Source organism: Proteus myxofaciens ATCC 19692 (assembly GCF_001654855.1).
In the GTDB taxonomy this organism is placed as follows: domain Bacteria; phylum Pseudomonadota; class Gammaproteobacteria; order Enterobacterales; family Enterobacteriaceae; genus Proteus; species Proteus myxofaciens.
Window position 1 is genome coordinate 1 of the sequence record NZ_LXEN01000104.1, and the last position, 9,863, is coordinate 9,863.

A 9,863-nucleotide genomic window follows, 5' to 3' on the forward strand; every position below is an offset into this window, starting at 1 on the left:
AAGGTAAATCCATTAAAAATATAAATTTTGATAATATCCCTAATTGGAAAGATAAATTATTATTCGATCCAGAAAAATTAAATAATTTCTTTTTATTTGCATCAGGAAGTGAAGAGGATATTAAAATAATTTCTTTATTTAAAAATATTTTAGAGAATAAAACAAAACATATTAAAAAAATTCTTTCTGTCGATTCTTCACGTATCGATTATATTGTAGCTCAAGAAAATTTGACTAAAATAATTGAATTAAATAAAGGTGAACTCAACTCTAATTATTGGGAAAATTTTAGAAAAACTTCATTAAAAATTCCTCGTTATATGAAAATTTTTTCTAAAATAGGTTATGCAAATATCGGTTTTGGTCTATGGCAGTCTACTAATTCAACGCTACAAATGATTCAATCATTATTAAATGAAGATCTGACATTAGCTCAACGTAAGGAAATAAAAACTAATTTAGCTCTAATGTGGTCAGAAATGGCTTATAATGGTGTTTCTGAATTTATTGAAATATCAATTGCCAAAGGAATGCTAAGACATAAAGCTAATCCTTTAGACTATGCAGGAAAGTTAAGTACTCGTGTTGGTATTGCTTTAAATATTCTTTCGGTTGGTTTTGATATTTATAATGCTTATGATAATTTTAGCCGTATTCCTGAAGAAAGTAATGAAAAACGCCGCATTGATTATATTGTGAATGGTTCTATGGCAATCGTGTCAGGATTGATAACCCTAGGAATTTCAATAGCGATGCTTGCAGGGTCTGCAATTGCGGGTCCTATCGGTATTGTTGCGGGTGTTGTGATTGCTTTAGCAACCTCGATTTATAATGCGGCAAGATTAATTGAAGACGCAAAAATAAAAGTGCATTTTACACCATGGGAAGAATTGAGTAATGGATTTCATGTAGCTTTTGCAGGAGATTTTATACCGGATAAAAAAAATGAAATTGTTCTTTTAGAAACAGAAAAACAGCTAGAAGAGTTAATTGATAAAAATGCGTCAAATTATTTTGATGAAATAAAAAACATAAATAATTTTAGCTATTATTTTTATTCTAATGAGAAACAAATATACCAAGAATATTATTACTATAAAGTAGTACCAAACCTATTGGGTAAAACATTAGATCCTATTATAGATCCAGTAGGTAACTTTATTACTCAACGAATATCAACTAATATGCTTCAAGAAGAAGCAGAGAACATAGCTGCTTCTTCTTATCATTTACGAGCAGAAAAAACAGGATATAAATATTTCCATCCTAAAGAAGCGATTGCGACAAATGAAATACTCATTTTCGATATCGATTTTTATGTTAATGAATTAAAGCGTTATACGATAGATATTATTCCTGAAAAAGATTTTCCTATATTTCATCAAGAAATTGATAAAGATTTTCTTAAGGGCGTAAAATCAACAAAAGCTAATGTTCTCGATATATTAGATACACAAGACGTACTAGAAAATGGATTAGTAAAAGCTAGCGAATATAAAAAATATTATAATCGTCAATGGAGTGGAAACGAAGCACTCCATTTTAGTACTTATAATGGCGATGATATTATTGCAGCGCCTTGCGAAACCTATAATACCTTTGATATCTATAATGGAACAAAGCGATTAAGTGGGGGAAATAAAGAGGATATGTTTAATCTATTTACCTCTGAATCTCCGCGTTATGCTAGTCGTTTTTATGGTAGAGGAGGGAATGATACGCTTCGAGTTATAAATACAACGAATAATCATATGGGATATGAAATCGATTTATCGAAAAATTATGTTAAATTTAGAAATTCACCAACCCAAACAAATAGCCAAAATTTCCATTCAACACTTTTTCTCTATAAAGATAATGATCAACTTTATTCAACTAAAATCACTGACTCAATGCCTAATGTAGAGTTACAAGATAATATGGTGATTGCTTATTTGGATAGTTTTGAAAATATTATTGGAAGTAGTGATGGTTGTGATTTGTTGGTAGGAAATGATAGTGATAATTATATCGATGGAGTTTCTGGTAATGATTCTATATACGGATTAAAAGGCAATGATGTCATTAGACTTTCACAAGGAGAAGCGTTTGGTGGCGAAGGAAAAGATATTTATATAATTGCACGAATAATGGAATCTGTAATAAATAAAGAAAAAATAGATATCACAATAAATGAAATTAACACTAGTACAGCATCTAGTTATGCTATTGAACGAAGTCTTATTAAACTTGAACATAATTTTATAAATATTAAATCGATTCATCGTAATGGTACCGATATTATTTTAATTTTAGATAACGGTTTTATAGAAAACAAAAATAAAAATATAAATGAAGAAAAACTTTTACTTCCTTCAACATCACTTTGCTTAAAGAATGTGTTTGTAAATAGTACAAGTTATGATTTGGTAAATAAATATGATGTAATTACTAATGATGGATTTATATTAAATCTAAATGTACAAATATCTGATTCTGCTGATCCTCTTTACTACTTTAGTTATATGGAAGATTATTCAAACCTTGATGATAAGGTAAATACTATATCTCTAAATGAAGAACAGAGAGAATTTAATATTAGAACTGCTAATTCAGTAGTTAAACATACTATTTTACCAGCATTAAAATATACTGGTCTTTCTGAAGGGGCATCTTTAAAGCTAAGTATTGACGGTAATGATAAAGATAATGCTTATTTATCTATTGGTGATGGTTCTTTAATTAGTCTAACAAATGGAGCTGATCTCTATCATTTAAAAACATTTATGGCAAAAAATAAAGAATCATATATTGATGTAAAAATTACAAATAATGGCCTCAATAATAATACTAATAATATTTCTAGTTTTGTTTTACCTGATGTTAATGGCTATGACCTTAAATTTGATAATGGTGTAATAATTCATCGCTATAATCCTGATGAATATATGAAATTAAATATCAAGATTAAAGATCAACAATTAAATTCAAATATAAAAATTAAAATTATCGATAAATATGGGAAAATGTTCTCTTTACCTGAAAGAAATAGCAACAATAATTTATTAATTCCTAATGTTAAAGAAAGATTAGACATTACATCTCATGATGATAGTTTCACTATTCCAGAGGAGATGACTTTAAATAAGAAAACAATGGATATGCTAAATATTCCTTTATCATTACTTGATTCCCAATCAGCTCTATTTAAAATACTGAATAGTAAAGTTAAGCTTAATATTGATTTACTTCCTATTATCGACCTTTTACAAGGTAATGATATATTAATAAACAAAAACAAAGGATGTTCTATTCTTGCCGGTGGTGAGGGGGATGATACTCTTATAGTCGAGGATGGCCATCATCTTTTATTTGCGAATGAAGGTAATGATAAACTTTATGGTGGGCATGGTAATGATGTTCTAGTTTCTGAACATGGCAATGATTATTTAGAAGGTGGGGAAGGCGATGATATCTATCTAATTACTAAGCATCGCGGTGAAGTTATTGTCAATGATACTCAAGGTGATAATACTTTGTTTATTTTGGGCTTAAATGGCGGTGAAGTTATGTCGCATTCTCGTGATGGTGATGATGAAATCCTTCGTTCTCAAGAAGAGGACGCGGATTTTACAGTCAGGATAAAAGATAAATATAGCGCAAATGAAAATAATGTTTCTTATCAGATTGAGCTAAGAGATGAGAGGCTAACTAGTGAAGCGTATGCATCGATTATTGATGCTATGGCGAAATTTAATGAAACTCAACTCTCTTCAATGAAAGGAACAGATTTACCCGCTGCACCCGATTGGAGTTTGTTGCCAGTTATCACAGGTTATTTAGGTTAAACGTTGTAAAGTGAGTTTAGGCTGTATGTGGCTTGAGCTCACTACTTTCGTTTTATCAAATGCACTAGGTTTAATGTTTATCTAGCTAGGTTTTGTATGTACCCTTTCAATGGGTAAAGCAAGAAGAAAACATTGCTTATTTATTATAATTCGTAGTTAAATTCTTATAATAATCTAAATACCTATCTTTTAAAGATAGGTATTTTATTTTGTTCATAATAAAAATACTTTTTAAATAACATTTAAGATTAAATTTATTTGAATTAATTATTTAACCAGTAATAATCATATAAATTAATTATTAGAATAACCTTTATTATTGGTGAATTATGAAAAAAATGATTCTGGCAACTATTCTGGCAGCTTTCTTTTTGGGTGGTGTCGCAATAGCCGAAGATAAAACAGCCTTCTCTCTACCTGCAATTGAAAAAAGTGCGACAAGCGGTGATGCCGCATCTCAATATCAACTTGGCTTAAAATATGAAAATGGCGAAGGTGTTGAACAAAATACACAAAAAGCCTTAGAGTGGTATACCAAAGCCGCAGAACAAGGCCACGCTGATGCTCAGTTAAACTTAGCACTGCTTTATGATATGAGTAACGGTATTGACCGTGACGCTGAAAAAGCGGTTTATTGGTACAATAAAGCGGCTGTACAGGGTGTCATGCTTGCACAATATAATCTTGCCGTTTCTTATGATGACGGTGATGGCGTGGCACAAGATCATGAAAAAGCAGTATATTGGTATACTAAAGCTGGTGAGCAAGGCGATAGCGATGCACAATATAATTTAGCTATCTCGTATGATGAGGGTATTGGTGTCGCCCAAGATCATGAAAAAGCGGTTTATTGGTATATGAAATCAGCAGAGCAAGGCCATTCTGATTCTCAATATAATCTTGCCGTTTCTTATGATGATGGTGAAGGCGTTGAACGTAATGCAGGCAAAGCTGCATATTGGTATGCAAAAGCCGCTAATCAAGGTAACCGTGATGCGCAAAATAACCTTGGTGTGATGTATGACGAAGGTGATGGTGTTGATAAAGATGCGCATAAAGCAATGCAATGGTATAAGAAAGCCGCTCTTCAAGGTAATGGTTTAGCTCAAAATAACTTAGCTATTAATTATTATTATGGCAAAGGCGTAAAACGAGATTTAAAAGAAGCTTATGCTTGGTTTGCGGTTGCTATTGAAAATGGTGAAGGTGATGAAGCTATGTTTAAACGTACTACACGTGCATTAAATACAGCTCAGTTAATTGAAGCAAAGCGGTTAGCTAAATCCTATATCTCTAAATATAAAGATGAATAATCTAGCTTGATTTTGCAAAATAACGGAGATATTAATCTCCGTTATTTATTTATAGCGATAAAAAAGAAAAATATTTCTCTTATTATTTTCATAGCAAAATAGACGTTGACTCTACAAGAATCGATGAGATTATTTTTAAATCTTACTCATTCTCGTGTTAATATCAGCGCGCCAGTTGGCGGTTATTGATTAATTTGGGGTTGATATGAATGAATTACGTATAGGGCTGGTTTCTGTTTCTGATCGTGCATCTAACGGTGTTTACGAAGATAAGGGATTACCAGCACTCGAAGCTTGGCTAACAAGTGCGCTGACTACGCCTTTTCATATTGAATCTCGTTTGATCCCTGATGAGCAACTTATGATAGAGCAAACATTATGTGAGCTTGTTGATGAAGCCGGTTGTCATCTCGTCTTAACCACCGGTGGCACAGGTCCTGCACGTCGTGATGTTACGCCTGATGCAACACTTGCTATCGCAGATAGGGAAATGCCAGGTTTTGGCGAGCAAATGCGTCAAATTAGCCTAAAATTTGTGCCTACTGCAATTTTATCAAGACAAGTTGGCGTTATTCGTAATCAAGCGTTGATTTTAAATCTACCAGGCCAACCTAAAGCGATTGCAGAAACCTTAGAAGGATTAAAAGATAAAGAAGGCAATGTGATTGTCAGCGGTATTTTTGCAAGCGTACCTTACTGTATTCAATTGCTTGATGGACCTTATGTTGAAACTAATGAAGATATTGTTGTGGCCTTTAGACCTAAATCAGCGCGTCGCCTTCTTTAAACCGTTTGGCTTTGAGGTTATTTTGTGGTGATAACGCTAATTAGCCTCAAACGCTTTTTGCGTATTTTTTACCAATAACGTTCGCTCTTTTACTTTTTTTAATTAATTATATTCATATTATCAAAGAGTTATGTTTATTTTCTTGAGTTAATGAATAATCATTTTTTGAATTCATATTTATTCTTATAATGATTTTTATAATTTATTGATATCTAATGAATATTTTATTTTGAATCGTTTTATCCCTATTTTTTTTCCCATTTTTTTCTTTTTTTTTCATTTTTCCCCTTGATGAATGTATTTATGACCCCATCTACTTTTTCAACTGCAATTACCACTATTGAGTTGCGTTGATTTAAATCCGCTTTGAGATGATGTTGTTAAGTCACATTTTTTATGACTTGAAAAAGAAATATTCATCCTCATATAGATTGGTAGTCAAATTGATAAAGAATTCTCTTTGGAGGCGTTTAAATGGGTAAAATTATTGGTATCGACCTTGGTACAACTAACTCTTGTGTTTCTGTTATGGATGGCAAAAATGCCCGCGTAATTGAAAATGCTGAAGGTGATCGTACAACTCCTTCAATTGTTGCTTATACACAAGATGGTGAAATTTTAGTTGGTCAACCTGCAAAACGTCAGGCTGTGACTAATCCACAAAATACATTATTTGCAATCAAACGTTTAATCGGTCGTCGTTTTGAAGATGCTGAAGTTCAACGTGATGTCTCAATCATGCCTTATAAAATTATCAAAGCTGATAATGGTGATGCATGGGTTGAAGCGCGTAACGAAAAAATGGCACCACCACAAGTTTCTGCTGAAGTTCTGAAAAAAATGAAAAAAACAGCAGAAGACTATTTAGGTGAACCAGTTACAGAAGCAGTTATCACAGTTCCTGCTTACTTTAACGATGCGCAACGTCAAGCAACTAAAGATGCTGGTCGTATCGCAGGTTTAGAAGTTAAACGTATTATTAACGAACCAACTGCTGCTGCATTAGCATATGGTCTTGACCGTGAAGTGGGTAACCGCACTATCGCTGTTTATGACTTAGGTGGTGGTACATTCGATATCTCTATCATCGAAATTGATGAAGTTGATGGCGAAAAAACTTATGAAGTTCTGTCGACTAATGGTGATACTCACTTAGGTGGTGAAGACTTCGATAGCCGCTTAATCAACTATTTAGTTGATGAGTTCAAAAAAGAGCAAGGCATCGATTTACGTAATGACCCATTAGCAATGCAACGTCTGAAAGAAGCTGCTGAAAAAGCGAAAATTGAATTGTCTTCAGCACAACAAACAGATGTTAACCTGCCATATGTAACGGCAGATGCAACAGGACCTAAACACTTAAACATCAAAGTAACACGTGCAAAATTAGAATCTTTAGTTGAAGATTTAGTTAAACGTTCAATGGATCCTGTAAAAGTTGCATTAGAAGATGCTGGCCTGAAAGTTGGCGAAATTAACGATGTTATTCTGGTTGGTGGTCAAACTCGTATGCCACTTGTACAGAAAACGGTTACAGACTTCTTCGGAAAAGATCCACGTAAAGACGTAAACCCAGATGAAGCTGTTGCTATGGGTGCTGCTGTTCAAGGTGGTGTTTTAGCGGGTGATGTTAAAGACGTTCTGTTACTTGATGTAACGCCTCTGTCTTTAGGTATTGAAACAATGGGGGGGGTAATGACCTCACTGATTGCGAAAAATACAACAATCCCAACTAAACATAGCCAAGTGTTCTCAACAGCGGAAGATAACCAAGCTGCAGTAACTATCCACGTATTACAAGGTGAACGTAAACGTGCTAGTGATAATAAATCATTAGGTCAATTCAACTTAGATGGTATTCAAGCTGCACCACGCGGTATGCCACAAATTGAAGTGACATTTGATATCGATGCTGATGGTATCTTGCATGTTTCAGCTAAAGATAAAAATAGTGGTCGTGAGCAAAAAATCACTATTAAAGCGTCTTCAGGTTTAAATGAGGACGAAATCGAAAAAATGGTTCGCGACGCAGAAGCGAACGCTGAATCTGACCGTAAATTTGAAGCGTTAGTGCAAACTCGCAACCAAGCTGATCAGTTAGTTCACGGTACTCGTAAACAAATAGAAGAAGCGGGTGATAAATTAGCGGCTAACGATAAAGAAGCTATCGAAAAAGCAATTAGCGAATTAGAAATCGCCACTAAAGGTGAAGATAAAGACGCTATCGAAGCGAAAATTAAAGAATTAGTTGACGCTTCTGAAAAACTGCTAGAAATCGCACAACAACAAGCTCAAGCAGGTGCAGGTAATGCTGCTGGCGCAGATGCTAGTGCGAAGAAAGATGATGATGTTGTCGATGCAGAATTCGAAGAAGTCGATGGCAAAGATAAAAAATAATGCCCTTACGGGCCACGGTAACTCATAAGTGATTAGTTACTGATACCGAACACGGGCGTCGAGGAAACTCAACGCCCGTGTGTTTATGTCAAGGGTAATCAGAATGGCGAAAAGAGATTTTTATGAAGTACTCGGCATTAGCAAGACAGCCGACGAAAAAGAAATTAAACGTGCGTATAAGCGTTTAGCAATGAAATATCACCCAGACCGTAATCAGGGTGACAAAGACTCCGAAATCAAATTTAAAGAAGTCAAAGAAGCTTACGAAGTTCTTAGTGACTCACAAAAACGTGCTGCTTATGATCAATATGGTCATGCTGCATTTGAACAAGGTGGTTTTGGCGGTCAAGGTGGCGGCGGTGGCTTTGGCGGCGCTGACTTTGGTGACATTTTCGGTGATGTCTTTGGCGATATTTTTGGTGGCGGTCGTCGTCAACAACGCGCAGCTCGAGGCTCAGATTTACAATACAACATGGACTTAACGCTTGAAGAAGCTGTCCGTGGTGTTTCTAAAGAAATACGGATACCAACGTTAGAAACTTGTGATAAATGTCATGGTAGCGGGGCTAAAGAAGGCACATCCGCAGAAACATGTTCGACATGTCATGGTGCAGGTCAGGTTCATTTACGTCAAGGTTTCTTCACTGTGCAACAGCCTTGCCCAACGTGTCATGGGCGCGGTAAAGTGATAAAAGAGCCTTGCTCTAAATGTCATGGTGATGGCCGCGTTGAACGCTATAAAACGCTCTCTGTTAAAATTCCAGCAGGTGTGGACACAGGGGATCGCATTCGTTTAAGTGGTGAAGGCGAAGCTGGCGAAAATGGCGCACCAGCAGGTGATTTATACGTACAGGTTCATGTACGTCAACATCATATTTTTGAACGTGATGGTAATGATCTCTATTGTGAAGTGCCGATTAACTTTGCAGTAGCGGCATTAGGTGGCGAAATTGAAGTACCAACACTTGATGGTCGTGTAAAACTAAAAATTCCAGCAGAAACTCAAACTGGAAAAATGTTCCGCATGAAAGGCAAAGGGGTCAAATCAGTTCGTACTAGCGGTATCGGTGACTTAATGTGCCGAGTTGTCGTTGAGACCCCGGTTAAACTGAATGAAAAGCAAAAAGAGTTAATGCAACAACTCGGTGAATCATTTGGTGGCCAAAGTGGTGAAAAAAATACACCACGCTCTAAAAGCTTCTTAGATGGTGTAAAAAAATTCTTTGATGATTTAACTAAATAAGTTTTCATTTTTTTATGCTTAAAAAGCCTGATGATAGCAGTATCATCAGGCTTTTATTTTTATCCCAGATTTATCTCGGCAATACTGATTAAGATAACTAAACATACTAATAGCTGCTACGATTAAAATGCGCTTTTAATAAATCGATATACAAACAAAATCATTACAAAAGAAATATGTTTAAGTTTAACGAGGTGATTTTTCATTCTTAAAACAATAACAATAATGGTCAAATAGTGAAATACGTAATATATTCTTTTTATTAAAATTTTAAATTATTCCAAAACATTAAGCTT

General features: G+C 34.6%; 5 protein-coding genes. All 5 read left to right on the forward strand.

Annotation, left to right across the window (positions count from 1 at the left end):
* A partial coding sequence (locus M983_RS17570; protein ID WP_281180120.1) for a calcium-binding protein occupies positions 1 to 3,827 on the forward strand: 3,827 nt, incomplete at its 5' end.
* A gap of 329 nt (positions 3,828 to 4,156) precedes the next feature.
* Entirely contained in the window at positions 4,157 to 5,140 is a 984-nt protein-coding gene (locus M983_RS11340; protein WP_066750564.1) for an SEL1-like repeat protein, read from the forward strand.
* 205 nt (positions 5,141 to 5,345) lie between these two features.
* Complete coding sequence (gene mog, locus M983_RS11345; protein ID WP_066750567.1) at positions 5,346 to 5,927, forward strand: molybdopterin adenylyltransferase; 582 nt, start codon at positions 5,346 to 5,348, stop codon at positions 5,925 to 5,927.
* A 474-nt stretch (positions 5,928 to 6,401) separates the two neighbouring features.
* Positions 6,402 to 8,324 (forward strand): molecular chaperone DnaK, encoded by a 1,923-nt coding sequence (gene dnaK, locus M983_RS11350; RefSeq protein ID WP_066750570.1) that lies wholly within the window; start codon positions 6,402 to 6,404, stop codon positions 8,322 to 8,324.
* Between the two features lie 103 nt (positions 8,325 to 8,427).
* Positions 8,428 to 9,567: a molecular chaperone DnaJ gene (dnaJ, locus tag M983_RS11355; RefSeq protein ID WP_066750573.1), complete on the forward strand. Its 1,140-nt coding sequence runs from the start codon at positions 8,428 to 8,430 to the stop codon at positions 9,565 to 9,567.
* The last annotated feature ends 296 nt before the right edge of the window (positions 9,568 to 9,863 follow it).

Coding starts and splice junctions, on each gene's coding strand:
- M983_RS11340 (WP_066750564.1), top strand. CDS start 4,157: ATGAAAAAAATGATTCTGGCAACTATTCTGGCAGCTTTCTTTTTGGGT.
- mog (WP_066750567.1), top strand. CDS start 5,346: ATGAATGAATTACGTATAGGGCTGGTTTCTGTTTCTGATCGTGCATCT.
- dnaK (WP_066750570.1), top strand. CDS start 6,402: ATGGGTAAAATTATTGGTATCGACCTTGGTACAACTAACTCTTGTGTT.
- dnaJ (WP_066750573.1), top strand. CDS start 8,428: ATGGCGAAAAGAGATTTTTATGAAGTACTCGGCATTAGCAAGACAGCC.